General features: G+C 69.1%; 25 protein-coding genes and 1 riboswitch. Of the genes, 6 read left to right on the top strand and 19 right to left on the bottom strand.

What is annotated here, in order from left to right; all coding sequences use genetic code 11:
- Positions 1-10: 10 nt before the first annotated feature.
- A riboswitch (SAM riboswitch) is annotated at positions 11-123 on the bottom strand.
- Between the two features lie 78 nt (positions 124-201).
- Positions 202-1392, bottom strand: a complete 1191-nt coding sequence (locus tag LTV02_RS03140) for an MFS transporter (RefSeq protein ID WP_233038095.1) — start codon at positions 1390-1392, stop codon at positions 202-204.
- Between the two features lie 117 nt (positions 1393-1509).
- On the opposite strand from LTV02_RS03140, the gene LTV02_RS03135 reads away from it, so the two are divergent.
- The gene (locus tag LTV02_RS03135) at positions 1510-1902 is read left to right on the top strand and encodes a DoxX family protein (protein ID WP_233038093.1); all 393 of its coding nucleotides are present in this window, start codon (positions 1510-1512) and stop codon (positions 1900-1902) included.
- Positions 1903-2089: 187 nt separating this feature from the next.
- Here LTV02_RS03135 and LTV02_RS03130 read toward each other — a convergent pair whose 3' ends face one another.
- Positions 2090-2995, bottom strand: a complete 906-nt coding sequence (locus tag LTV02_RS03130; RefSeq protein WP_067706761.1) for a LysR family transcriptional regulator — start codon at positions 2993-2995, stop codon at positions 2090-2092.
- 79 nt (positions 2996-3074) lie between these two features.
- Between LTV02_RS03130 and LTV02_RS03125 the strand changes: the two genes are divergently transcribed.
- Complete coding sequence (locus tag LTV02_RS03125) at positions 3075-3731, top strand: SDR family oxidoreductase (protein WP_233038091.1); 657 nt, start codon at positions 3075-3077, stop codon at positions 3729-3731.
- On the opposite strand, the gene LTV02_RS03120 is transcribed toward LTV02_RS03125, so the two are convergent.
- Entirely contained in the window at positions 3732-4211 is a 480-nt protein-coding gene (locus LTV02_RS03120) for a hypothetical protein (protein WP_233038082.1), read from the bottom strand.
- A 235-nt stretch (positions 4212-4446) separates the two neighbouring features.
- Between LTV02_RS03120 and LTV02_RS03115 the strand changes: the two genes are divergently transcribed.
- A complete protein-coding gene (locus LTV02_RS03115; RefSeq protein WP_233038080.1) occupies positions 4447-5343 on the top strand; it encodes a serine hydrolase in 897 nt (298 codons plus the stop codon).
- A 7-nt stretch (positions 5344-5350) separates the two neighbouring features.
- On the opposite strand, the gene LTV02_RS03110 is transcribed toward LTV02_RS03115, so the two are convergent.
- Genes LTV02_RS03110 through LTV02_RS03100 form a run of 3 tightly spaced genes read right to left on the bottom strand, consistent with a single transcriptional unit; the run spans position 5351 to position 6634 of the window.
- Positions 5351-5938: a TetR/AcrR family transcriptional regulator gene (locus LTV02_RS03110; RefSeq protein WP_233038078.1), complete on the bottom strand. Its 588-nt coding sequence runs from the start codon at positions 5936-5938 to the stop codon at positions 5351-5353.
- Complete coding sequence (locus tag LTV02_RS03105; RefSeq protein ID WP_233038076.1) at positions 5928-6335, bottom strand: hypothetical protein; 408 nt, start codon at positions 6333-6335, stop codon at positions 5928-5930. Before LTV02_RS03105 ends, LTV02_RS03110 begins: the two co-directional genes overlap by 11 nt.
- Entirely contained in the window at positions 6332-6634 is a 303-nt protein-coding gene (locus LTV02_RS03100; protein ID WP_233038074.1) for a hypothetical protein, read from the bottom strand. Before LTV02_RS03100 ends, LTV02_RS03105 begins: the two co-directional genes overlap by 4 nt.
- 127 nt (positions 6635-6761) lie before the next feature.
- On the opposite strand from LTV02_RS03100, the gene LTV02_RS03095 reads away from it, so the two are divergent.
- Both LTV02_RS03095 and LTV02_RS03090 read left to right on the top strand, forming a co-directional pair.
- Positions 6762-7379, top strand: coding sequence for a VC0807 family protein (locus tag LTV02_RS03095; protein ID WP_233038064.1), 618 nt, complete (start codon positions 6762-6764; stop codon positions 7377-7379).
- Positions 7380-7389: 10 nt separating this feature from the next.
- Positions 7390-7851, top strand: coding sequence for an NUDIX domain-containing protein (locus LTV02_RS03090; protein WP_233038062.1), 462 nt, complete (start codon positions 7390-7392; stop codon positions 7849-7851).
- Here the strand turns inward: LTV02_RS03090 and LTV02_RS03085 are convergent.
- Positions 7838-9328, bottom strand: coding sequence for an amidase (locus LTV02_RS03085; RefSeq protein WP_233038060.1), 1491 nt, complete (start codon positions 9326-9328; stop codon positions 7838-7840). The two genes, LTV02_RS03090 and LTV02_RS03085, sit on opposite strands and share 14 nt — an antisense overlap.
- A gap of 126 nt (positions 9329-9454) precedes the next feature.
- Here LTV02_RS03085 and LTV02_RS03080 point away from each other — a divergent pair, with 126 nt between their 5' ends.
- A complete protein-coding gene (locus LTV02_RS03080) occupies positions 9455-10063 on the top strand; it encodes a TetR/AcrR family transcriptional regulator (protein ID WP_233038051.1) in 609 nt (202 codons plus the stop codon).
- Between the two features lie 3 nt (positions 10064-10066).
- Here LTV02_RS03080 and LTV02_RS03075 read toward each other — a convergent pair whose 3' ends face one another.
- The 12 genes from LTV02_RS03075 to LTV02_RS03020 all read right to left on the bottom strand — a co-directional run bounded on the left by LTV02_RS03075 (position 10067) and on the right by LTV02_RS03020 (position 25067).
- A complete protein-coding gene (locus LTV02_RS03075; RefSeq protein ID WP_067706737.1) occupies positions 10067-10675 on the bottom strand; it encodes a TetR/AcrR family transcriptional regulator in 609 nt (202 codons plus the stop codon).
- Positions 10672-12156: a flavin-containing monooxygenase gene (locus tag LTV02_RS03070; RefSeq protein WP_233038042.1), complete on the bottom strand. Its 1485-nt coding sequence runs from the start codon at positions 12154-12156 to the stop codon at positions 10672-10674. The genes LTV02_RS03075 and LTV02_RS03070 overlap by 4 nt, the downstream gene beginning before the upstream one ends.
- On the bottom strand, positions 12153-13010 hold the full coding sequence (locus tag LTV02_RS03065; protein ID WP_233038040.1) for an SDR family NAD(P)-dependent oxidoreductase: 858 nt from the start codon (positions 13008-13010) through the stop codon (positions 12153-12155). Before LTV02_RS03065 ends, LTV02_RS03070 begins: the two co-directional genes overlap by 4 nt.
- A complete protein-coding gene (locus LTV02_RS03060; protein ID WP_233038038.1) occupies positions 12994-13905 on the bottom strand; it encodes an alpha/beta fold hydrolase in 912 nt (303 codons plus the stop codon). Before LTV02_RS03060 ends, LTV02_RS03065 begins: the two co-directional genes overlap by 17 nt.
- A complete protein-coding gene (locus LTV02_RS03055) occupies positions 13902-15248 on the bottom strand; it encodes a cytochrome P450 (protein WP_233038036.1) in 1347 nt (448 codons plus the stop codon). Before LTV02_RS03055 ends, LTV02_RS03060 begins: the two co-directional genes overlap by 4 nt.
- A gap of 100 nt (positions 15249-15348) precedes the next feature.
- Positions 15349-15726: a cupredoxin domain-containing protein gene (locus tag LTV02_RS03050; protein WP_233038034.1), complete on the bottom strand. Its 378-nt coding sequence runs from the start codon at positions 15724-15726 to the stop codon at positions 15349-15351.
- A 66-nt stretch (positions 15727-15792) separates the two neighbouring features.
- Positions 15793-18285, bottom strand: coding sequence for an Hsp70 family protein (locus LTV02_RS03045; RefSeq protein WP_233038032.1), 2493 nt, complete (start codon positions 18283-18285; stop codon positions 15793-15795).
- Entirely contained in the window at positions 18285-18662 is a 378-nt protein-coding gene (locus tag LTV02_RS03040; RefSeq protein ID WP_233038022.1) for a hypothetical protein, read from the bottom strand. The genes LTV02_RS03045 and LTV02_RS03040 overlap by 1 nt, the downstream gene beginning before the upstream one ends.
- 23 nt (positions 18663-18685) lie before the next feature.
- Entirely contained in the window at positions 18686-21439 is a 2754-nt protein-coding gene (locus LTV02_RS03035; protein WP_233038020.1) for a tetratricopeptide repeat protein, read from the bottom strand.
- A 65-nt stretch (positions 21440-21504) separates the two neighbouring features.
- On the bottom strand, positions 21505-22761 hold the full coding sequence (locus LTV02_RS03030; RefSeq protein WP_233038018.1) for an acyltransferase family protein: 1257 nt from the start codon (positions 22759-22761) through the stop codon (positions 21505-21507).
- Positions 22762-22884: 123 nt separating this feature from the next.
- The gene (locus tag LTV02_RS03025; protein ID WP_067707757.1) at positions 22885-24030 is read right to left on the bottom strand and encodes an acyl-CoA dehydrogenase family protein; all 1146 of its coding nucleotides are present in this window, start codon (positions 24028-24030) and stop codon (positions 22885-22887) included.
- Positions 24031-24197: 167 nt separating this feature from the next.
- Positions 24198-25067, bottom strand: coding sequence for a lysophospholipid acyltransferase family protein (locus LTV02_RS03020; RefSeq protein ID WP_233038016.1), 870 nt, complete (start codon positions 25065-25067; stop codon positions 24198-24200).
- Between the last annotated feature and the right edge of the window lie 4 nt (positions 25068-25071).

Raw genomic sequence — 25071 nt, 5'->3', positions numbered from 1 at the left:
TCCTCCGCGAGAATGACGCTTATGGCGACGCGTTCGCCGCCATCCGGTCGTCACCCGGAGCACCCCGCCGTCGTGGAGGGTTGCCGCCCAGCCAGCCGGGGCTTGACGCTGGAACTCATGACCGTGATCGAAAAGTTATGCGGGACAGTTGTTTACGAGCAACAGTTCAAACCAGGGTGGAGAAAACTCGCCGCCCGGGGTTCAGCGTGGGCGGATGGTGGAGGCGTAGGCGAGCGCGGAACCGGTCAGCGCGAGCACGGCGATGGCCGCCGCGATGGCCGGATATCCGGAGTGGGCGAAGAGATTCGCCAATTGCGGGCCCGCGCTCGCGCCGACGAACAGGGCGAAGGTGTAGAGCGCGGTGGCCGCGCCCCGGGCCGGTCCGGCCTGTGCGGCGATGGCCTGTACGGCCGCCGGGGCCGCGACGGCGATGGCGGTGACGAGTACGAACAACCATGCCGCGACCCAGATACCGCCGAGGGGTACGGCGGTGATACCGGCCGCGACCCCGGCGGTCGCCAGGGCGACGATCACCCGGCGATTCGGATCGATGGTCCCCAATCGGCTCGCCAGGACGGGCACGGCGATCATGGCGGGAATCGCGCTGGCGCGCAGGGCCAGCAGCGCACCGTTGCCCGATCCGACGCCGTCCGGCGGCGACAGCTGAATGCCGGTGTAGATGCCGACGAACGACCCCAGCACCGCCAGGCAGCTCAGATAGAGCAGCACCAGTTTCGGCTGCCGCAGCAAGTGCCCGAACGGCGCGAAGACCGCCCGGACCGTCGGCGCCGGTCCCGCAGCGCCGGAACGCCCGTCCTGCAACACGATTCGCAGCAGCGCCGCCGACAACCCGAACGCGATCGCGCCCGAGACGAAGATGGCATGCCACCCCAGCGCATTGCCGATCAGCTGCGCCAGCACCTGCGCCACCACCCCCGCCCCGAGGAATGAACTGGTCAAGCAGGTCAACGCGAACACCCGCCGTTCGGGTGCGATGCGCTCGCTCAGATACGCGAACGCCGCGGGCGCGAAGAACGACGCGGTGAGCCCCTGCAATACGCGCGCCGCCAGCCCGGTCCCCAATCCCGGCGCGACCGCGACGATCAGCGAACTGACCACGGTGGCCAGCAACCCGCCCACGATCACCGGCCGCCGCCCCCATCGATCCGAGAGCGGACCGGTCACCAGGAACCCGGCCCCGTACGCCAGCCCGAACGCCGTGGTCGTCCAGGTGGCCGCCGATTTGGAGGTATCCCAGTCCCCGGCCAGCCGATTCAATACCGGCAGCACCACATACAGCTGCCCCACCACCAGGATCCCGACCGCACACACGGCCGCGACCGTCCGCCCGGTCGGCGCCCAGGCGGGAGCGCGTTCAATTTCGGTGGTCATCGAATCCCTTTCGCAGGCAACGAGGTCCACGTCTATCAACGACCGCACCGGTCCAACGAGGGTTAGGCGCGGCCTGAGGAAATCCCACAACGGGACCGGTCGGCATAAGCTGCGACCATGACGACCACCGCTACTCCGTCCGGCCGCGGCCGCGCCTTCCTGCTCGCCGCCGCCCTACTCGGCGCGGGCGCGACGCATTTCGCCGCGCCGAAGTTCTACGACGCCCTGATCCCGCCGGAGCTCCCCGGCGAACCCCGCACCTACACCTACGTCTCGGGCGTCGCCGAGCTCGGCATCGGCGCGCTGGTAGCGGTGCCGCGCACCCGCCGCCTGGGCGCGCGCCTGGCGGTCCTGCTGCTCATCGCGGTTTTCCCCGGCAATGTCCAGATGGCCCGGGACTGGCTGGCCAGCGACCGCCCGCTGCCCCTCAAGGCCGGCGCCCTCCTCCGCCTGCCGCTCCAGGTGCCCATGATCACGACGGCCCGCAAGGTCGCCCGCTCCGCCGCGTAGGTAGCTACCGGGGATCCGGACACCGGGCAATCTCCCTGCCGAAACCCCGCCTCCTCCTTCGTGCGGCCGCTCCGGGACGACCAACGATGTGCGGCCGCTCCGGGAGGACGAAGGGGGTGCGTCCACTCCGGGATGCCGAGCGCGCCCGTCTTCGTCAGGATGCTGGGCAGGCGGATCTGTGGGCCGGTTATCTGTCGAGCTTCGCGGTGATCGAGGCGGGTACAGGCACGCCGCGTTTGGCGATATCGGCCGTGAATCGGCGCACCAGGGGGTCGCTCGGATTGCCGAGCAGGCACACCAGGTCTCGTTCGAGGGGCGGGGTGAGACGGGACAGGGCGGCTGACAGCCCGCTGGGGATGGCGGTGGCCGGGACCAGGGCGGGGGCGACGCCCGCCGCGGCGAGCTGGGCGGCGGTGACGGCCTGGCGGGTGCGCATGGCGATTCTCGGGGTGTGGCCGCCGCGGGCCAATTCGGTGTCGAGCCAGGCGGCGAGGCCGTTGCCGGGGTGGTAGTGGACGAGCGGTTCGCCGGTCAGGTCGGCGACTGTGAGCCGGGGGCGGTCGGCGAGTGGGTGTCCGGGAGCGAATACGGCGACGATTTCTTCGGTTCCGATGAGCTCCTCCGCCCCGGTCCAGCGTGTGGGGCGCGGGCAGATCGCCACGTCCGCGTCATTCGATTCCACCAGCGCTGCCAATTCGTCGGCACTGGTCGCTTCGGCGATATGCAAGCGCACCAGTGGATTTCGGCGGATCCAAGTGCGCAGAACAGGGGCGAGCAGACCGGCCGTCAAGCTCTCCGCACAGGCCACGCGCAGTTGACCTCCAGCGCCCCGGGCGGTGGCTTTGCCGGTGCCGACGACGCGATCGGCGGCGGCCAGCGCGGCGCGGGCATCGGCTTCGATCGCCCGGCCGACCGGGGTGGCGCGTACGCCGCGCGGCAGGCGTTCCACCACGGGCGCGCCGATCTCCTTCTCGAGCGCCGCCAATTGATGCGACAGCGCGGGCTGTGAGAGGTGCAGCGCCGCCGCGGCTTCGGTGATCGAACCGGCGTCCAGGACGGCGACCAGGCATTCCAGCGCGCGCAAGGTAGGCATTCGCTGATTCTATGGATTCCATCGAAAACATTCGCATCGCGATGGGATGAGACGAGCGGCCGGGAACGCTGAGCGAGTCATGACAACTTTGCAGAACACGAAGGTCCTGATCATCGGCGCGGGCTCCGGCATCGCGCAGCAGATCGAGCAGGACGCGAAAGAATCAGGGGCACAGGTAATTTCGGTCGGCCGCCCGGAGGTCGACCTGACCGACGAGGATTCCCTCCGCGCCCTGGCCGAGCGCGTCGGCCAACTCGATCACCTCGTCTCGCTGGCCGCCGATCACGCCAACGGCCCGGTCACCGAACTCGATCGCGACGCCGTCCATCGCGCCTTCGACGCCAAGGTGATCGGCCCCATCCTGCTCGCCAAGCATTTCGCCCCGCACTTCCGGCCCGGCGGCTCGATCCTGCTGTTCTCCGGCGTCGCCGCCTGGCGTCCCGCCCCGGGCCGCTCGGTCATGGCCGCCACCAATGCCGCCGCCGCGACCCTGGCCGAAGCCCTGGCGGTGGAACTGGCGCCATTGCGCGTGAACGCGCTGTCCCCCGGCATCATCGATTCCGGGGCGTGGGACGGCCCGGGCAAGGCCGCGTTCTTCGAAGGCGTCGCGGCCCGCAACCCCGCCCGCCGGGTCGGCAGCACCGCCGATGTCTCCGCGGCCGCACTCTTGGCCCTGACCAACCCGTTCCTCACCGGCGCCACCCTCCACGTGGACGGTGGCGGCCGGTTGGTCTGATCAGGCGAGGATGAACATCAGGGTCTGGGAGATGCCCCCGCCTTCCCGCCACCAGGAGTACCCGAACCAGACGCCGGGCGTGACCTCGCGGATCTCGTCGTAGACCTGCGGGACCGGTGACGGCGCGTAGTCGATGGCCCAGGTCGGGCCGCCGTCCAGCACCGCCGCCCCGGGATAGACGTTGGCCTGTATCGCCTCGATACCGGCCGGCGTCAACCGGTTCAGCAGGTACCCGCCGTCCGGCCCGGTGTAGAAGGTCTTGCCGATCCACAGTGCCGGGGCGATGGGCTTCACATCGCCCCGCGCCACCCACCCGTCCTTGACGCCCATGGGCACCGCACCGCGCGGGGCATCGCGGAAGATGCTGTCCTGCTGGGCATTCGAGCAGCGGAAGCGTAGTGAGTCGACGGTGGCGGCGCGATTGCCGGAGTAGAGCACGCAGCCGCCGCCGTAGTCGGCGTCGGCCTGCGCGGCGGGCATGGCGACCGGTAGGGATAAAAATATTGCGCCGAGCGCGAGCGGGAGCACACACCTGGCGAGCGTGTTCCGGAGAAACTCAGAATTCATCTGCATCTGGGGCCTCCATCGGACGAACCCCGACCTATCGCGATGGTAGATCGCACACGATGGATCGAGCCGGGCCGACACCGAATCGAGACCGGCGAGGCAACCGCATGGCATACCACGCGGCGGCGAGCCCGGTGATAGTTGACACATGCAAGCGAAGGGGCCGGGATCGGCGCGTATGCGGTGGCTGTGGCTGGCGGCCGCCGCTATCGTGGCGCTACTGGCGGCCCGGGCCGCCGCGACGGGAAACAACCCGACCGGACCGGTTCCGCTATTGATCAAACCTCCGGCAACCATCGCCCCGGCCGCGCCGGCGGCGGCCGAATTGGCGCGGCGCATGCAGGAGGCGATCGAGACGATCGCCCCCGGCACCACCGCCGGGATCGACGTGGTCGATATCGCGACCGGCACGGTGATCGCGACCGTGAACGCGGGCAGCCAGTTCTACACCGCCTCGGTGGTGAAGGTGCTCATCGCCCTGGACGCACTGAAACGCGCTGACTGGCAACCGGATTCGAGCGCGGCCGACCTGCTCACCGCCATGCTGGCCACCAGTGACGACGATATCGCCGACGCGCTCTGGGACGAGGGCGGGCGCGAGGCCATCATCACCCGCATGACGACGCTGATCGGGCTGCCGGGCACGGTGCCGCCCGAGGATCTTGATCAGTGGGGCGAAACCCGCACCACCCCAAGGGATGTGGTGGCGATGCTGACCTATCTGACCACCCGGGTCCCGGCGTCGGCACGCGATCTCATCCTCGCGGCGCTGCGCGACACCGAGGAGATCTCGGCCGACGGCACCGACCAGTACTTCGGCATCCCGAGTGCGCTGTCCGGTCATCCGTGGGCCGTCAAGCAGGGCTGGATGTATCTCGACGACTCGCTCACCTTGGCCACCACCGGTCTGGTAGCCCCTGCCGATGACAGCCCGCTGCATTACGCGGTCGTCGTCCTCACCACCCAGCCGGTCGAAACCCCTTGGGCCGATGCCGAATCCGCGCTCACGGCCGCCGTGACCCTGCTGCGGCCCGCCCTGACCTGAACCGCCCTCACGCCAGCCAGCGCCGCACCCATGCGCGGGCGATGCGCCGGCCGCGTTCGGGCGACACCCGATCGGGTTCGGTGAGGACGGCGATGGAGAGACCGTCGAGCAGCCCCAGCAGTTCGGTTGCGGCATCGGCGGATTCACCGGCGCGCGCCGGATTGGCCGCGGCGAGCAGGCGGGCCAGCAGCCCGGCGGTATCGGCCCACTGCTCGCGGTGCAGGGCGGCGATTCCCGGATCGTGGGCGGCCCGCGCCACCAGCGCCAGCCACATGCGCGAGAGCCGATGCTCCGGGGTCGGCGTGAGCAGTAACTCGGTGACGCCGAGTAGTTGTTCGCGCGGCTCCAGGTCCCCGATCCCGGATTGATGGAACCGTTCCAGCGCCTGATCGCGCACGTGATACCAAGCGGCCGTGAGCAGATCGGTCTTGGTGGAGAAGTAGTACTGGACGGTCCCGATGGACACCCCGGCCCGCTGCGCCAGATCCCGGATGCTCACCCCTTCGATCCCGCCTTCGGCAATGGCGTCGGCCAGCCGGTCCAGCAGTTGCCCGCGCCGGTCGGTGCTGTCGGCGGCGGTGCGGCTATCGCGCATGTCGGCCCCTCTGGCTGGAGTAGTAACGCCAGGCCGCGCCGATCAGTCGCTGCGCCAAGGCGGTCGGTTCGGGACGTTCGTCGTCGCGGGCGGGCCGGTCGGCCACGGCGGCGAAGAACAACAGCAGTATGCCCAGACCACCCAGTCCGAAATACACCGCCTCACCCAGCATGGTCACCAGCACCCGCAGGAACCCGTGCTCCTCCCCCGCCACCCGCGGCGCGATCACCACCCCCTGAACCCAGTGCACCCCCTCGGCCAGCAGCCACACGAACGCGCCCGCGGCCGTGCAATACCCAGCGGTTCGATGCCGCCGCGCCAGACGAAATCCGAACGCGGAGGTACCCACCGCGAGCACGACGACCACGGCCTCGGTGGCGGGAAACAAGGCGCTCATCCCCGGACCTCCGCACCCCGGGTGCGCGCGATGGCGACGAGCAGCAGCGCCCAGGCGCCGATCAGGAACAGATTGCGCAGTCCCGCACCCAGTTCCATGTGTTCGACGATGCCCTCCGCGTCGCCGCCGAACCAGCGCAGCCGGTCGGCGGCGAGGGCGATGCCGGAGGCGATGAGGGCAAGTAGCGAAGCGCCGAGGGCGAACGGGAAGGCCGTGGCGAGGCGGCGGCGGTAGTAGACGGCGAGTCCGGCGCCGGCGAGTGGGGCGCACAGGCCCAGCAGTTCCAATAACCTGAACACGGTCGCTCCTCATACGTTCGTATAGAATCTACATATATTCACACCTTAATCCCTCATACGTTCGTATGGTAGCTTGAATTCCAACGGACCCGATCCGACCGGTCCCCGACCTCGATCCGAGCCGATCATGATGCTCCCCGTCCCCCGCAGAGGACTCCGGTTCCTCTGGCTCGCACTGGATCTCGGCGTCTCCCCCGCCGCCTTCTACCTCACCCAGGCCGCCGGTTTCGGCGTGGTCCGCGCGCTGATCACCGCCGCGACCGTGGCGACCTGCTGGCTGGCCGTCGGCACCCTCCGCACCCGGCGGCTGGATGCCGTGGCGCTGACCATGATCGTCACGTACGCGCTCATGCTGGCCATGGCGCTCGCCACCCACGATCCGCGCCTGGTGCTGCTGCGCGACCCCGCCATCAGCGCGATCACCGGCCTGATCTTCCTGGCCAGCACGCGCACGGCCGTGCCGGTCACGGCCTATCTCGCCCAGCGCCTGCACGGCGCGGAAACCCTGTCCCCCGGGGAAATTCGGACCCACCGGCAGCGGTCCGCGCTCTGGGGCGCGGTCCTCACCGCCGAGTCGGCCGTGCGCGCGGCCCTCGTCTTCGCGCTCCCGATCCCGGTCGTGGCCGGTATATCCCCATTGCTGGAGCTGGTCGTGCTGGCCGCCCTCGGCGGCTACGCCTACCGTCAGCACCGCCGCCACCGAAACCCCGTGGCGGAAATGGCCGAACCGGTCCCGGCTCGATGAGAATCAGCCCATGACCGATGACCCCGCCCGCGCCCGCCTGGCCGCCGGGGCCCTGTTCACCCGGGGCCGCGACGTCTTCCTGGTCCACAAGACCTACGGCAACGGCTGGGACATCCCCGGCGGCGGCGTGGATCGCGGCGAATCCCCCTCCGCCGCGTGCCGGCGCGAACTCCGCGAGGAGCTCGGCCTGGACCGGCCGCCGCGCCGCCTGCTGGTCCACGACTGGGCGCCCAGCGACGCCGACGGCGACAAGATCCTCTACGTCTTCGATTGCGGGACCATCGAACCCGCCGACGAACCCGAAATCGTGCTGCAGGCCAGCGAATTGGACGACTGGGCCTGGGTGCCGATCGAGCAGGTCGGCGACTACCTGATCCCCCGCCTGGCGCGCCGATTGCGCGAGGCGTTCCGGGCGGCCGAACAGGACGCGCCCGGCTACCTCGAATACGGCGCGCCGTTCAGCGCCGGGTGAGCGGCGGCTGCCGATCCGCCCACGGCACCGCCGTTTCCAGCTCGGCCGCCAATTGCAGCAACAGGTATTCGCTCCCCGGCGGTCCGACGAACTGGGTCCCCAGCGGCAGATCCGCAGCCGTCCAATGCGTCGGGACGCTCATGGCGGGCCGCCCGGTGATATTGGCCAGCTGCGTGAACGGAACCGCCGCCAGGTTCGCGGTCACCAGCTCGCGATAGAAGTCGGTGCGCGGCAAGACGTTTCCGGCCCCGAGCTTGAGCAGCGGCGGCAACGCCCGTTCCAGCGCCGCGGGCGTCCGGTTCTGCCCGATCAGCAAGGGCGGCTCGGCCAAGGTCGGGGTCAGCAATAGGTCGAACCGTTCGTGGAACTCCGCCAGCGCCCGCGTGTACACATTCCAGCGCGCCTGCGCTTCGACCAGCGCCGGCGCGGACACCGCCCGGCCGACCGCCGCGAGCACCTGGGTATCGACATCGAATTCGCCCGGCCGCGCCCCGGTCCGGCGGCAGGCTTCGGCGAGTTCCGCGGCGGCCACGGCGGTCCACACCGTCATGAAGTCCATGGCCATCTGCTTGCCGTCGAGCCGCGGCGTCGCGGCTTCGACCCGGTGCCCGAGGGATTCGAGCAGTGCGGCCGTATTCTCCACGGCGCGAACGGCTTCCGCGTGCACCGGCGTGCCCAGCGGGGATTCGTGGCCGAACCCGATCCGCAGCCGGCGCGGCGCATCGCCGACCGCATCGAAGTAGGGCCGCTCGGGCCGCTCGATATGGAACGGCGCGGCCGCGTCCGGCACCGCGAGAATGTCGAGCATGCGGGCGGTATCGCGCACCGACCGCGACAGCACGCCCTCCGACGCCGCCCCGAACAGCGGATCACCCAGCACCGGCCCGCTGGAGACCAGGCCGCGTCCGGGCTTGAGCCCGAACAGCCCGGTGTGCGCGGCCGGAATCCGGATCGACCCGCCGCCGTCGCTGGCACCCGCCACCGGCACGATCCCGGCCGCGACCGCCGCCGCCGAACCACCGGACGACCCGCCCGGCGTGCGCCCCAGATCCCACGGATTCCGGGTGGCCCCGAAGGTCCGGGTCTCGGTGATGCCCTTGCTGCCGAATTCCGGCGTCGCCGTCTTGCCGAACACGACCAGCCCGGCGTCCAGCCATCGCCGCACCACCACGCTGTGCCGTTCGGCCGGAATGCGCCGCAGCGGACCGGTTCCCGCCGAGGTCGGGTATCCGGCGTAGTCCTGCACCAGGTCCTTGATCAGGAACGGCACGCCCGCGAACGCCCCGGACCGCTCGGGGCGATCGGCGAGTTCCTTGCCGACCTGGTCCATGAGCAGGCTCACCGCATTGATGGCCGGCCCGACCTGGGCATGACGGTCCAGGGCCGCCTGCAAGAGTTCGGTGGGGTGCGCCTCGCCGCGGGCGACCAGTCCGGCCAGTCCGACGGCATCGTGGGCGCGGTACTCGTCGTACCTCATCGTCGTCTCCTCACGCGCGGGTCCCGTTTGCTCCCGCACCGACCACGATAGCCATACCGATCGGTTACGTAACCGTTTGGAACGGAAAATTTCGCCACGCACCCCGATCCCACTAGGCTTCCACCCGTGACCCCGGAACCGGCGGCGAATCCCGAAACCAGAATCGACGGCCGCAGGCTGCGATTCCAGCATCGCCGCCCCGAATTGCTCGCCGCCGCTACCGAATACGTGCTCGAGAACGGGGTGCGGGATTTCTCGCTGCGCCCGGTCGCGCAGGCGCTGGGCGTCAGCCACGCCACCCTGATCCGGCATTTCGCGACCCGGGACGCGCTCATCGCCGAGGTGCTGGAGAACATTCGCGTCGATTTCGAGCGCCGCCTGTTCACCCCGGAGATCCGCACCGCCGAATCCGCCCAGGAGCTGCTGCGCGCCGCCTGGCGGCTGCTGTGCCAGCCGCGTGAGCAACGCCAGTTCCTGGTGCTGTTCGAACTGGTCGCGGCCGGCGCCCACACCCCCGCCGGTCCGCTGGCCCGGCTGGCCACCGATTGGCTCACGCTAATCGAGACCGAGCTGGAGCGTTACGGCTGGCCCGCCGAATCCGTTTCCAGCACCGCGACTTTCGTGCTCGCCCAGGTGCGCGGGCTGCAATTGGATCTGCTCACCACCGGCGACCGGGAGCGGGTGGACGCCGCCTTCGAGCTGACCATCGACCTGCTCACCGCATCGGCGGGGTGAGGGCTATTCCGGGCGCGGCCCGACCAGCGCGATGGCGGTTTCCACCGCGACGGGGATGATCTCGTCGATATCGCGCCCAGCCTCCACGGTGGAGGCGATCAGTTCCCGGAACCCGCCGTAGAGGATGGTCGCCATCTGCCGGGTCGGCGGATGCAGTCCGGCGGAGTGGAAAGCCGGTGTGGCGGTGAGGTTCTGGATCAGGTCGATGAACGCGTCGGCGGCCTCGTGATGCAGCTGGCTGGCCCGCTCCCCCAGCGCCGGGGTGTCGCGAATCCAGGCCAGGGTGATCGAGGTGTCCTGTTTGGACGCCCCGATCCACGCCTGCACCGCCTGCTGGATCTGGGTGCGCCAGGGCGCGGACGGATCCACCGCGGCGTAGATCTCGCGCACCGTGTCACCGTTGCGTTCGCCCAGCAGCGCGATGAAACAGGCCTGCTTGTCGGCGAAGTGCTCGTAGAAGGTGCGCCGCGAGGTGCGGGCGGCCCGCACCACGTCGGCGACCGTGGCGTCCTTGTAGCCGCGTTCGCGCACCGCCTCGGCCATGCCTTCCAACAGCCGCCGCCGGAAAGCGGATTCGGCGACGGCGTTGCTGATCGGCTCGGCTCGGGTCACGACGACCAGGGTAGTTTCTCCCTTTCCGGGACCGCGGTCCGGTGTGCGAACCGGACGGTGCCGTCCTCGATGCGGCCGTGCCGCAGGGTGAGCACGTCCTGCGCGTAGTTCATGCCCAGCCGCCACGGGGCCCGCGATCCGGCCTTCGGGAAGCGGTCGATGGCGCGCAGCACGTATCCGGCCTGGAAGTCCATCAGCGGCGCGGGCGTGACGGCGGGGTCGGGCCAGGGCGTGAAGTGGCTGTAGCCGTTGCGATCCAGATGGCGCAGCATGCGGCAGACGAATTCGGCGACCAGATCGGCCTTCAGCGTCCAGGAGGCATTGGTGTAGCCGATGGTGAAGGCGAAATTCGGGACGCCGCTGAGCATCATGCCCTTGTAGGCCATGGTCTCGGGCAGTTCGACGGTGCGGCCGTCGACTTCGAGGGTCATACCGCCGAAGGCGAGCATGTCGAGCCCGGTCGCGGTCACCACGATGTCGGCCGCGAGCTCGGCGCCCGACTCCAGCCGCAGCCCGGTGGGCGTGAACCTCTCGATGCGATCGGTGACCACGTCCGCCTTGCCCGCCCGGATGGCCTTGAACAGGTCCGCGTCCGGCACCAGGCACAGCCGCTGATCCCACGGGTCGTAGACGGGATTGAAGTGGGTGTCCACGTCGTATCCGGCCGGCAGCTGTTTGACCGTCTGATCGCGAATGAACTTGCGCATCATGGCCGGTCGCCGCTGGCTGAGCTGATAGATGAGGGTGCCGACGGCGACGTTCTTCCACCGGGTGACGGCGTAGGCGCGGCGGGGGCCGAGCAGTTCCCGCAACCGGGTCGCCACGGCGTCCACCGAGGGCAGCGACATGATGTAGGTCGGGGACCGCTGCAACATGGTGACCCGTGCGGCCTTTTCGGCCATGGCCGGTACCAGGGTGACCGCGGTGGCCCCGCTGCCGATCACCACCACCCGTTTCCCGGCGTAGTCGAGGTCTTCGGGCCACTGCTGCGGATGCACGAGTCGCCCTCGGAAATCCTCGATTCCGTCGAATTCGGGGGTGAAGCCGCGGTCGTACCGGTAGTAGCCGCTGCACACGTACAGGAACGAGCAGGTGAGCTGCGAGCGCACGCCGCCGTGCTCGAACTCCACCGTCCAGCGCGTATCCGCGCTCGACCAGGTTGCCCGAATCACCTTGTGCCCGTACCGGATTCGCTTGTCGATGCCCGCGTCGGCGGCGGTATCGCGAATGTAGCCGAGAATCGCGGGCCCGTCCGCGATGGCCTCGGCGGCCACCCACGGCCGGAATCGATAGCCGAGGGTGTGCATGTCGGAGTCCGAGCGCACCCCCGGATAGCGGAACAGATCCCAAGTGCCGCCGCTGGTTTCGCGGGCCTCGAGGATGGCGTAGCTGCGCTGCGGGAACGCGCACTGCAGGTGATGCGCCGCCCCGATACCCGAGAGTCCGGCGCCGACGATCACCACGTCCACATGTTCGGTCACTTCCCGGCTCCCTTCGCCGCCCGGCCCCGTGCGCGCGCCATGACGAAGCCGAGCACGTCGTAGTAGTGGGTGGGGGTCACCCGGGTGAGAATGTCGAACAGGTGGGCGTCGGGTCCGACCAGAATCCGGGCTTTGCCCTTTTCGACGCCGCCGCAGATGATTTCGGCCGCCTTCTCCGGCGAGGTCATGGTCATGGCCTCGAATTCGTCGGCCAGCTGGTCCCTGGTGCGCCCGCGACCCTCGGGGTCCGTCCGCATCCGGGCATTGCGGGCGATATTTGTGGTGATGCCGCCGGGATGCACGGTCACCGCCGAAACCCCGGTGCCGCGGAGTTCGTGCCGCAATGCTTCGGTGAAACCGCGCACCGCGAATTTCGCCGCGCAATAGGCGCTCTGGTACGGGATTCCGGCGAGCCCGTACACACTGGAGGTGTTCACGATCGCGCCGCTGCCCTGCGCCATCAGGATCGGCAGGAAGGCCCGGGTACCGTTCACCACGCCGTCGAAATTGATCCGCCGCAGCCATTCGTCATCCTCGGGCACGGCGTCGACGACCGACGATGCCAAGGCGACCCCGGCATTGTTGAACACCGCCGCCAGTGGCGCGGTCAGCCAGTCCTGTACCTCGTCCGCGAAGGCAAGCTGATCGGCGGCGTCGCGCACGTCCAGCACCCGGGTGAGCACCGGACCGTGCAGTGCGGCCGCCGTCTGCTTCAGCCCGTCGGCGTCGATATCGGCGATGGCCACCGGCGAGCCCCGGCGCGAAAGCAGTTGGGCGAGTCCGCGTCCGATGCCGGAGGCCGCCCCGGTGATCATTACCGGACGTCCGGACAGGGGCCTAGTGGTTCGGGGCATCGGTGCTCCTGGATTCGGCGGTGCGGATGTGGGTGTCGACGAGCTCGGCGAGCGTGGGCCACAGCGCGGCCGGCAGATCGTGCCCCATCCCGGGCAGGGTGTGCAGCCGCGCACCCGGAACGGCCTGGGCGGTGACGACCCCACCGGTCGGGTCGACCATTCGATCACGGTCACCGTGCAGGACCAGGGTAGGCGCGGTGATGGTGCGCAGTTCGCGGGTCCGGTCGCCGGATTTCAGGATGCCCGCGAGCTGGCGGCCCACGCCGGGCGACGGGCGCGGGTCGCGATCCCAGGTCTCGCCCGCGACGGCGCGCACCAGGGCTTCGTCGAACGGGTAACCGGCGGAACCGATATGGCGGTACATGCGCACGGCCGCGTCCAGGTGCTGTTCGCGGGTACTGGACGGTTTGGCGAACATGCGCAGCCAGGTGGACAGTGCCGGACGGCCGACCCGGGCGGCGCCGCTGGTGGAGAAGATCGAGGTGAGCGACCGCACCCGGTGCGGTTGCCGGGCGGCGACGGTCTGGCCGATCATGCCGCCCATGGACATGCCGACCAGGTGCGCGGAGTCCCAGCCGAGCGCGTCGAGCAGTCCGGTGGCGTCCTGGGCCATCGCGCCGAGATCGTATTGCTCCGGATGCCAGCGCTTCCGGAGTAGATCCAGTCCGCCCGGCGGCCGGAACGTGGCGTGCGTGGACGCGCCCACATCGCGATTGTCGAAGCGGACCACCTGGTAGCCGCGGCCGGTGAGCAGCCGCACCAGGCCGTCGTGCCATTCGTGACGCTGCTGCCCGAGTCCGGCGATGAGCAGCAGCGGGATGCCGTTGTCGTCGCCGAGCTGTTCGTAGGCCAGGGTGATGCCCCGGCCGACGTCGGCGAAGCGGTCGTTGCTCATGCGTTCACTTCCTCGGCGCGAGTCTCGGTGTCCACCACGGGTTTCGGGGCCCGGCGGTACACCACCGCGCGGCCCTTCTTCGCGGGCACCAGGGCCACGCCCCGGAAGTGGACGCGTTCGTCCGGCGCGTCGGTGGGCTCGAGGGTGAAATCCCGTAGCAGCGTACGCAGGACGATGTTCATCTCCATGGTCGCGAACGACGCCCCGATGCAGCGCCGCGCACCGCCGCCGAACGGAATCCAGCTGAACGTTCCCGGCCGCTCCCCGACGAACCGATCCGGGTCGAAGGCCTGCGCGTTCGGGAACAGTTCCTCGTTGTCGTGCATGAGCCGGATGCTGACCATCACGTGCTGCCCGCGCGGCAGCGTCCACCGGCCGAGCTGCATGGTCTCGGCGCGCACCTTGCGCAGCGTCGAATCGATCACCGGCCGCACCCGCTGCACTTCCAGCAGGGTGGCCTCGCGCAGCGCCGACCCGCCCGAATCGGATTCCGCGACCAGCCGATTCAGCAGCTCGGGATGCCGCCGCAGCCGCTCGACGGTCCAGGCCAGCGAGGTGGCGGTGGTCTCGTGCCCGGCGGTCAGCAGGGTCAGCAGTTCGTCGGCGATCTCCTGCCGCGTCATGGCCGAACCGTCGTCGTAGCGCGCCTGCAACAGCATGGCGAGGATGTCGTGCCGTTCGCTCAACGCCGGATCGGCCGCGCCGCGCGCGATCAGGCCCGCCACGATCTCGTCGTACTGCCGCCGGTACTCCGCGAACCGCCCCCACGGCCCGTACCGCCCGAGGAATCGCCGCGGCACCGGAATGGCCGCCAGCGCCGACCCGATCAGCACCAGTTTCGGCAGCAGCGTCCGCAATTGCTCGAATTCGGTTCCCTCGGCGCCGAATACGGCGCGCAGGATCACGTTCAGGGTGATCCGCATCATCGAATCCATGGTCGCGAATTCGCGCCCGGACGGCCAGGTCGCCATTTCCCGGACGGCTTCCGCCTCGATGAGCTCTTCGTACACCGCCAGCCGCCGCCCGTGGAACGGCGGGGCGAGCAGCTTGCGCTCCTTCTTGTGCTCGTCGGCGCGCAGCGCGAAAAGCGAACCCGGGCCGAGGAATTGGCCGAGATTGACGTCGATATTGTCCGCCAGGTCGCTGCTCGCGGTGAACAGCGTGCGCACCTCCGACGGTTCGGAGATCACCACCGTCGGCCCGAACCGCGGCATGCGGATCATGAACGCGGACCCGTATTTCCGATGCAGTCGCCGCCACGCCCGCGTCCGGCCCGCGAGAATCTCCACGGCCTGAACGATTCCCGGCGTCGACGGTCCCGCGGGCAATTTCACTGTGGTCATCAGCCACTCCCAGCCTGGTACCCCTATGTACCGCCCTCACGGTACGCCGACGTACCAACTGTGGCAAGGGTCACTCCGGGATCGGTCCGAAACCCGTCGGCTAGCCGACCACCAGCGTCCCGGTCATGCCCGAGTGGTAGCGGCAGTAGATGGCGTAGCTGCCGGCCGTGGCGGGCACGGTGAACGTCTTCGTCTCGCCGCCTTCGACTTCGACGTCGAACAACCCGGATTGGGTGGAGGTGACGCTGTGCTCCACCTTGTCCTTGTTCACCAGGGTCACCGTCGCGCCCGGGGCGACGGTGGCGGGCACCTGGAATTGGTTGCCGCTCATGACGATCTGCACGGTCCCCGCGGCGGCGCTGGTCTCGGTGCTGTCGCCGCCGCCGGAGCCGCCGCACGCGACGGCCGCCAGTAACAGCAGAAGTGCGAGCAGTGAGCCGAACAGCGGGCGGCGGCGGGAAATGGGCGTGGTGCGCATAGTGTCCTCCTGCGAGTCCCCTCCGCCCCATCCACGCACGACGAGGGGGCCGGAGTTCAATGCGCGCTACGCCTTCCGGATGGTGCTGAACGGATCCGGCTCGGGCGGCAGCTCCGAGAGCAACTGCCGCAACCGGGTATTGATCCCGCGCAGCCGGCTGTAGTCGTAGTTGGTGGCGGCGTCCCGCCCCTCCGCGATCAGCGCGTCGGCGGCGACGATGTCCACCATGGCGTGCCGGTGCTCGCAGAGGCTGTCGAAGACGATCACCTCCAGCTCACCGGTGTAGTCCAGGATCCGCCGCAGCAGCCCGGACAGTTCGGAGGTGCGCTGGCGCAGCAGATCCGGTTCGTGCGCCTCGATGGCGCTGCGCACCGAGACCTCGTGCTGGTCGAGTTCCAGCCGGTACATCTCCTCGCCGATCCGGTCCACCCGGCGGCGAATGTAATCGAGCATCTCGTTCGCCTTGGCCACCAGGCTCGGCCACAGCAGTTCGTCCTCGGCCTCGTCGATGGTGGCGCGCAGATCCCGCAGCCGCTGATCGGCGGCCACCGCGGCATCCGGGTCGGTGGCCGCCGCGGCGATCAGCTGCTCGGTGTCGGCGACCGTCTTCTCCTGTTCCAGCCGGAACAACAGCAGTTCCGAGGTGGGATTGCCGACCTCGGCGTGCCGTTTGCGCACCGCCGCCAGCCGTTCCGCCTCGACCGCGGCCAGTTTGCGCAATTCGGCGGCGTCCGGGCGGGTTTCGGTGTGCAGGTCGATGACGTCCTCGAATTCGGCGTCCAGGTAGGGCAGGTAGGCGCGGGCGATCATCAGCCGGGAGGCGTCGATCTCCACCGTCACCTCGATCTCGCTGCCCGCCGGTACATTGCGCTCGATCTGGTCGGCGGTGATGTCGAGGCGGCCGATGGTGCGATTGCGGTCGGCGCGCGCGTATTCGCCCTCCAGCACCGGGATCCGGATGACGCCCGCGCGGGTGGTGCCCCGGTTCAGCGGCACCGCGGTGCGCAGGCGCTTGCGCGCCCGGGTGGGCAGCGGGGTATTGCGCTCGATGAGCGGGACGGTGGTGTTATCCGACAGCCCGACGCTGATGGTGTGGATGAGCGGCGGATTGGTCTCGACCGCGCCCACGGTATAGGTCAGCGTGTCGGGGGTGAGCGCGCGGCGCAGTCCGGAGGCGTCGGTGAGTTCGATGTCGAAGGTGTTGGCGCGCCCGGTATCCGCCCACAGGGTGGTGGCGAAGACGCCGGTGTCGGCGACCGGCACCTTGCCGCTGCGCCACGGCGGGCGGGCGGCGGCATTGACCAGTTCGACGCTCAGTCCGGCGGGCACGGTGGCGTCCGCGCCCGCGATCCGGCCGACCACCAGGGGTTCCCGGTCGGGTCCGACCGGCTGGTATTCCAATTGCACGGTGAACCCGCCGGGCGCGGCCACCGGCGCGGATTCCTGCGGAATCCGTTGCGTCCCGGCGAAAATGGCGGCCCCGCGCGCGACCACGGTCAACGGGTCCTGGCTGAAGTCGAGCGGAATGCCCAGCCCGCGCGCCGGATCCGCGAGATGCTCGCGCAAGGTCGGCGACAGGGTGGGCCCGCCGACCAGAATGAGCTTGCCGATATCGCCGGGCGCGAGATGCGCCTCGTCGAGCGCCTTGCGGCACAGGTTCACCGAGCGGGTGAGCAGCGGTTCGGTCAGGCGCTCCACATCGGCGCGCTTCAGTTCGTAGTAGAACTCGAACCGCTTCCCGCTCTCGTCCTCGAGCTCGATCTCGATATCCGCCGACGCCGACCGCGACAGCGCGACCTTCGCCTTCTCGGCATTGAGCTTGAGCTTGCTCACCACCGCATGCCAGCGCGGATTGCCCCGGGACAGGTCCGGCAGCCCGAATTCGGTGCGGGCGGCCGGAATCAGCAGCTCGTCCACGATCGCCCAGTCGATGAGCTTGCCGCCCAGATAGTTGTCGCCGCGATGGTTGAGCACCGTGAACTCGCCGTCGCGCAACTGGATGATGGCGGCGTCGAAGGTGCCGCCGCCGAAGTCGTACACCAGCCAGCGCTCGTTGTCGCCGGCCGATTGGAAACCGTAGGCCAGGGCGGCGGCGGTCGGCTCCTGCAACAGCGGCGAGAAGCGCAGTCCGGCGGCCTGGGCGGCGGCGCGGGTGGCATCGCAGGCGCTCATGTCGAAGGCGGCCGGGACGGTCACCACCGCGGCTTCGATCTCCTCGCCCAGACGCTGCTGCACATCCGCGCGCAAGGACTTCAGCACCTCCGCCGACAGCTGCTGCGGGGTGAGTTCGCGTCCGGCGGCGGCGAATCGGACCGACTCCCCCGCGGTGCCCATGCGCAGTTTGAACTCGGCGGCGGTGTTGTCCGGATCGGATTCGCCGCGCTCCTTGGCCGCCCGGCCCACCCGCAGGCGGTCGCGCTTGTCGATCCACACCGCCGAGGGGGTGGTATCGGCATCCTCGTTGTTCTTGATCACCTCGGCGTCGACGCCACGCAGCACCGCCACGGCGCTGTTGGTGGTGCCCAGATCGATACCGAAGTCAACCGTCGCCCGGCCCATCAGCGTCCTTCCGAAAGTTCCTGCGCCGCCGTCGAATCGGCGGGCGTGGCCACGATGATCTGGCCCATCTGCACCATGCGGTCGTCCACGTACACGGTGGGGGTGACGGTCTCGGCGACCGTCTCCCGCTGCACCGCCTCGGAGGCCTCGAAGGCGATCACCTCCACCGACTGCCCGGCGTCGAAGAATTCGCCGGTGTGCGACTGCACCTGCACGCCCGCGTCGGCGAGCGCGTCCGTCATCGAATCCAATTGCCGCGCCACCGATCTCAGCAGTTTGCGCACATCCTCGTCCGGGCGCGCGCCGTCGAGCTTGCCGCGCAGCCGCCACACCCCGGTCGCCAGTTCGGCCAGTACCGGCCGGAAATCCTTGTCCATGCCCTGCTCCCCTCCTCGGCCGGTCAGGGCCGCTGCCCGTATTTCCAGCCCTTGTCCAGGTATTCGACCACCGGCGGGAAACGCAGCGCCTGTTCGTGGCCCTCTTCGTTCTTCATCGAGGCGTTCGTGCCGAACGCGATCAGGCCGACGACGCACAGTGCCGTGACCACGAACACCGCGTGCACCGCGAATCCGATGAACAGCGAGATCAAACCGACGATCAGGCAGAACACCGCCGCGCCATCGGATTTGGACCGCGCTTCCTCGCTCGGCAGTTGCGTCTGCCGGCAGCCGGCGCAGCGGGGCACCTCGATGGTCATCGACTTCCACTGCGTGTGATTGCCGGTGCGCACCACCTCGCCGTACATCGGGACGGCTTTGTGCTGTCCTTGCGCGGCCTGATTACGGCCGCAGAACCAGCAGGTTTCGCGCATCCGGGTGGCGGCCTCGCGGTCGCGGCGGATACCGGCGAGAGTGGTCTGCTGCTTGCCGATGAAGTCCTTGGCCTCCTGGCCCACCGCCAGCGCGGCGGTGTCGGTCAGCACCGCGCCGGTGGGATCCAGTTCACCGGTCTCGTTGAAATAGGCCACCGCGCAGTTGGTGGCGACGCGGGCCACGATGTCCTGGAATTTGGCGAGCCGCTCGGCCTCGGTCCCGGCCGCGCGCAGGCGCGAGAGGGGCACCCGGGCCGCGGACAGCAGGTCACGCGCCGCCGTCAAGGACTGCCGTGCGTCCCGGTCGGTCACCTCCTGCGCTTCGTCACAGAGCTTTTCGATGCGCGCGCCCGCCATGCCGGACCATTCCCGGGTCAGCCGGTCGCGGGTCGCCGGGGTGGTGGCGAGCGGGCCGAGGCGTTGCAGCAGCGCCTCGGTGGCGGCCACGTCCTTGGTCTCGTTGAAATGCCGGATATCGCAGCCGAGCGCGGACGGGACGATATCGTCGTGTGCGCCCGCCGCCACCGGATCGGTCCACGGGACCAGGCGGTCGATCACCTGGAAGGCGATGCGGGTGCGGTCCAGCATGCGATTCGCCGCGGCCGATCCCTGCTTCGGATCCTTCGCCACCACCGAGAACTCTTCGGCGGCAATCTCTTTCACCCAGGCCGCCAGGGTGCGCACGGCGGCCGCGCGGGCCTCGCCGAGCTGGGCGGCGGTGAAGGCGCTCGGATAGCCGCGCAGCTGTTCGGCGAAACGATCCAGCACGAGCAGATGGATTTCGGCGGTGTCGATATCGTCGGCTCGGGCGGCGCGCACGATGGCGTCGGTGTGCAGGCGCAGCAGCGCGGCGGGCAGGGCGCGGCGCAGCTGGCCGATCACCGGCGCGCCGAGGCGGCGATCGTCGATATCGGTTCCGCGAGCGAGCAATCGGCTCCAGACGGCCGGATGGTTCAATGCGGCATCCCACGCGGTCAGCGCATCCAGCCAGGTCTCCGGCACCGCCCCGCGCGAGCCCTCGAGCGCGCGAACGTGCCGCACCACCGCGATATTGCGCGCGGCGATACCGGCGTCGGTTCCCTTGCCGTACAACAGTTCCAGCCAGTGCCGCTCCACACCGTCGAGGTCGTTGCCCGCGAGCAGGGCGGCATCGGTGGCGTCGATCGGCCACACCCACAGCAGCTCGTGCAGCAGCCGCTGCACCGGTTCCCGCAGCTGGTTGAGCGCGGCCTTCACATCGGCGATCTCCGGGGCGGGCGTCACCGGCAGCGACACCCGGAAGGTGGGCGGCGCGCCCAGCCGTTCACTGGCTTCCAGCTCGGTGGTCCGCTTGCGCAGTTGCCGGGCATCGGCGTCGGCGGACAGGCCGGCGAGCCGGAAAGGGTTGCGCCCGTACGGCGAATCGTCGAACAGCACGGCGAGCGCCGTCCCCACCGGGGTCGTCGCATCGGCCGCCGGCGGTGCGCCCGCCCAGCCGATCCGCGCGGCATCCACCAGCCGCGGGACCTCGGGCCGCACCGGAAGTTCTTCGATGCCGCGCAATCTCGCGAGATTGATCTTCGCGTTATTGCTCCCGAACACGACGGCGCGCTCGTACCACTCACGCGCCGCCGGCACATTCGGCGCCGTCCCCAGCTCGGCCTCGATCATCCGGCCGAGGTTGTTCATCGCGAATCCGACACCGGCCGCGGCGGCCTCCTCGTATCGCAGCACCGCGGCCGCACGGTCTCCGTCGTCCTCGTCCATGAGACCGATCTCGTAGGCCGAGTCGGCGTCCCCGGCCGCCGCGGAGCGCTCGAACCAGCGCCGCGCGGCCGCCCGATCCCGTGGTTCGAGCGAATACACGTGCAGCAGGCCGAGATTGTGCAGCGCGACCTTGCTTCCCGCTTCGGCCGCCTTCTCGTACCACCCCTTGGCCCGGTGGTAATCGGGCGGATCGGAACGTACGGCCAGCAGGTACGCGAGCTTGAAGTAGCTTTCCGTATACCCCGCTTCCGCGGCCCGCTCGTACCAATAGCGCGCGGCCGGAATTTCCGGCGGATCGACCCGATCCGCCAGCAGCCCGGCCAGATTGAACATCGCCAGCGAATCGCCGCCGACCGCCCCCTGCTCGTACCACCGCCGCGCCCCCGCCACATCCGGCGGATTCTCATTGATGGCGAGCACGCCGCGATTGTTCATCGAATTCACGTGCCCGGCCGCGGCCGCCTTCTCATACCACTGCCGCGCCCCCGCCACATCGGCCGGACTCGACGTCGCCAGATGGTAGGCGAACTCGTACATCGCCCCCGCATCCCCATCGATCGCCGCCCGCTCGAGCTCTTCCCTGGTCCCCACGATCACGCCCCCGTTCCTTCGCGAGCACATGCTACCGAGCAAGCAGCTCAAACGTGAACGTGGCTAAGCAATTACACAGGAATGGGAACTCGCCGCGGCGCGTCGATTCTGTTCATGAGACGGTGACCGAGCTTGTGACAAGGCTTCTCGATCCCGTAATAGGTCACGGTCGCGATCCCGGCCGCGGCGATCAGCCAGGTGCCCAAGGTGAGCCAGGCGGCGGGCGCCCCGGCGAATCCCGCGCTCCAGCGCGGCAGGGCGTCGAGCACCAGGGCGTGAACAATGTAGAGCGAGTAGCTGATCCGGCCCAGGAACAGCAGTGGTCGCGCGAAACCGCGGTCGCGCAATAACAATGCCGCCGCGAACAGCAGGTACGCGGGAATGATGGTGAGCGGCTGTTTCACCCACGTCACCCAATACCCGGACGCGGGATCCCGATAAGGCTCCACGAACAGGCTGATCCCGAATATCACGCACACCGCGAACCAGAACACCGCCCAGCCGCGCCGCACGGAGATCTCACCGGCCGTCATCCGGTACAGCACCGTGCCCACGAACATGGTGGCGAAATACCCCATGGTCAGCACCGACGGCCCGGGTTGGTTGAGCACCAACGGCACCGCGACGCACGCGAGCAGTACGGCGATCACCGCCGAGCGCCGATCCGCCGCCCGCCGCGCGAACGCCAGCGCCACCGCTACCGTCACGGCCGCCACCAGGATCCGCGTGCCGGTATTCGCCCCGGCGCCGGTGAGCAGTGCGACCGGCAGCAACGCGCCGGGGCCGATCAGTCCGATCGCGAGCACCGCCAGCGGCACCGAGCTGCGGTTGAGCCGCGCGATCAACAGCAGCGACAGAAACAGGTAGAACGTCAACTCGTACGACAATGACCAAGCGGCGCCGATTATCTCGGCGTCCGGTCCGTCCAGAAAGAACTGCACCATGGTGAGGTTCGTCGCGAAATCGAGGACGGGATCGTCGAGGAAAGCGCTCGGCAGTTCGTAGCGGTGCACCGCGTACAGCAGCATCGCCGCGACCGAGGCGGCCCAGAACAACGGGTACAAGCGGAAGAACCGGCCCACCCAGAACGCACCCAGCGAGCGCCCGCGCTCCAATGACGCGGGAATGATGAAACCGCTGACGAGGAAGAAGACGAACACACCGAACTGCCCGAGCCCGAAATGCTGTTGCGAGAACCGGAAATAGCCGGGCCAGAGCCGCTCCGACGCGTGTTGCACGACGACCGCCGATGCCGCCAGCCCGCGCAGGGCGTCGAGGAATTCCAGCCGGGGGCCTCGACTCGTCGAGCTGAAGATCTGGGGTTGCACAGCTCAGACTTCTAACACGCCCGCCCAGGTCCGGCAAAACGATCCGGGACCGCGGGGATACGCCGGAACGTATCCCCCGGGCCCGCAGCGAGTATCAGCCCACCCGCCGGAAACCGCCTGCGGTCAGGACAGTTTCAGGCTGCGGCCGATGATTTCCTTCATGATTTCGGTGGTGCCGCCGTAGATGGTCTGGATGCGGGCGTCCATGTAGGCCTTGGCGATGGGGTATTCGCGCATGTAGCCGTAGCCGCCGTGCAGTTGCAGGCAGCGGTTGATGAGGTCGAGCTGTTCTTCGGTGCTCCACCACTTGGCTTTGGCGGCGTCTTCGACGGAAAGCTTTTCGGCATTGAGCAATTCGATGCACTTGTCGACGAAGACGCGGACCGCGGTGGTCTTGGTGGCGAGTTCGGCGAGCACGAAGCGGGTGTTCTGCAGGGCGCCGATGGGCTTGCCGAACGCCTTGCGGTCGCGGACGTACTGGCAGGTCAGGTCCAGGCAGCTCTCCATGGCGGCGGCGGCCATGACGGCGATGGACAGGCGCTCCTGCGGGAGGTTCTGCATGAGGTGGATGAAGCCCTGACCCTCGGTACCGAGCAGGTTCTTGCCGGGCACGCGGACATCGGTGAAGGAGAGCTCGGCGGTGTCCTGCGCCTTGAGGCCGATCTTGTCGAGATTGCGGCCGCGCTCGAAGCCGGGCATGCCGCGCTCCACGACGAGCAGCGAGAAGCCCATCGCGCCCTTCTCGGGATCGGTCTGCGCCACCACGATGACGATGTCGGCATTGATGCCGTTGGTGATGAAGGTCTTGGCGCCGTTGAGGATCCAGTCGTCGCCGTCGCGGACCGCGCGGGTCTTGATGCCCTGCAGGTCCGAACCGGTGCCCGGCTCGGTCATCGCGATGGCGGTGATGATCTCACCGGAGCAGAAGCCGGGCAGCCAGCGCGCCTTCTGCTCATCGTTGGCCAGATCCAGCAGGTACGGCGCGATGACATCATTGTGCAGGCCGAAACCCAGGCCCGAGTAGAAGCCCTTGGTGACCTCCTCGGTCACGATCGCGTTGTAGCGGAAGTCCTTCACGCCACCGCCGCCGAGTTCCTCCGGCACGGCCATGCCGAGGAAGCCCTGCTTGCCGGCCTCGAGCCAGACCGACCGGTCGACGACGCCGGCCTGCTCCCACTCCTCGTGGTGGGGCGCCACGTGCTGATCCAGAAACTTTCGGAACGACTCCCGGAACAAATCGTGTTCGGGTTCGAAAAGGGTGCGTTCCACGCCAACCTCCATGAGTGACCACATCGGCACATCGCCTGTGCTCAATACAGTACCCGGAAGTCGAATCCCTGTTAACTTCCGACCCCGGGAAACCGGTCCGAACTGCGGCAGACTGCGGATATGCCGCGGTACGGACCGGATGAACCCGGGTGAACGTTACCGTGACGTCAGAGCCCCAGTGAGCCCAGCGTGCGGCCGAGCAGGCTGCGCCCGCGATCCTTGGCGCGCTCGGCGAGCAGGAAGTCCAGTTCGCCTTCGAGCTCCTTCTTCACCACGGTCTGCAGTTCGCTCGCGGCCTCTTCGACGTCCTCGAAGTCCTGCCAGGCCGCGGTGTCGATGGGCGTGCCGAGCGAGTAGTAGAAGCGCTCCGGCTTGGGCAGCAGGGTCGGGCCGACGCCGCGGATCAGCGGCGGGGTCAGGTTGGCGCGCAGGCCCATGCCGACCACCAGGCGCTTGACCGGAGCCATGACCGGATGGTCGCCGTCGAAGACGATGTCGAAGATGTCGTCGCCGCCCACCATGGCCATCGGCACGATGGTCGCCCCGGTCTCGATGGCCATCCGCGCGAACCCGGTCCGCCCCTCCCAGATCAGCTGATACTTCTGCCCCTTGCCGCGCATGGCCTCACGCCCGCCCCCGGGGAACACCGCCACGGCTTCGCCCTTGCGCAGCAGGGTCTGGCAGTTGTGCCGGTTCCCACGCACGATTCCCAAGCGGTGCAACGCATCTCGCAGCACCGGAACGTCGATGAGCACGTTCTCGGCCAGTCCCCGCACCAGCCGATCGCGCTTCACCAGAATCTCGTGCGCCAGCAGCGGCGCGTCGGTGCCGCCGGCGAGAGTGTGATTGCCGACCAGCAGCACCGGCCCCTCGGCGGGCAGATTGTCCAGGCCGTAGAAGCGCGGGCTGAACCAGGCGCGCTGCGGCGCGGTGAGCAGATCGATCACGCGGCGATCGGTATCGGTCAAATCGACGTGCAGCGGTGCGCCGTCGGTGAGTACTTCGTTTTCGGAACTATCCGTGCCATGACGAGACACAACA

The sequence above is a fragment of the Nocardia yamanashiensis genome, assembly GCF_021183565.1.
Classification (GTDB): Bacteria; Actinomycetota; Actinomycetes; order Mycobacteriales; family Mycobacteriaceae; genus Nocardia; species Nocardia yamanashiensis.
This window is presented reverse-complemented; position numbering and strand designations above follow the sequence as displayed.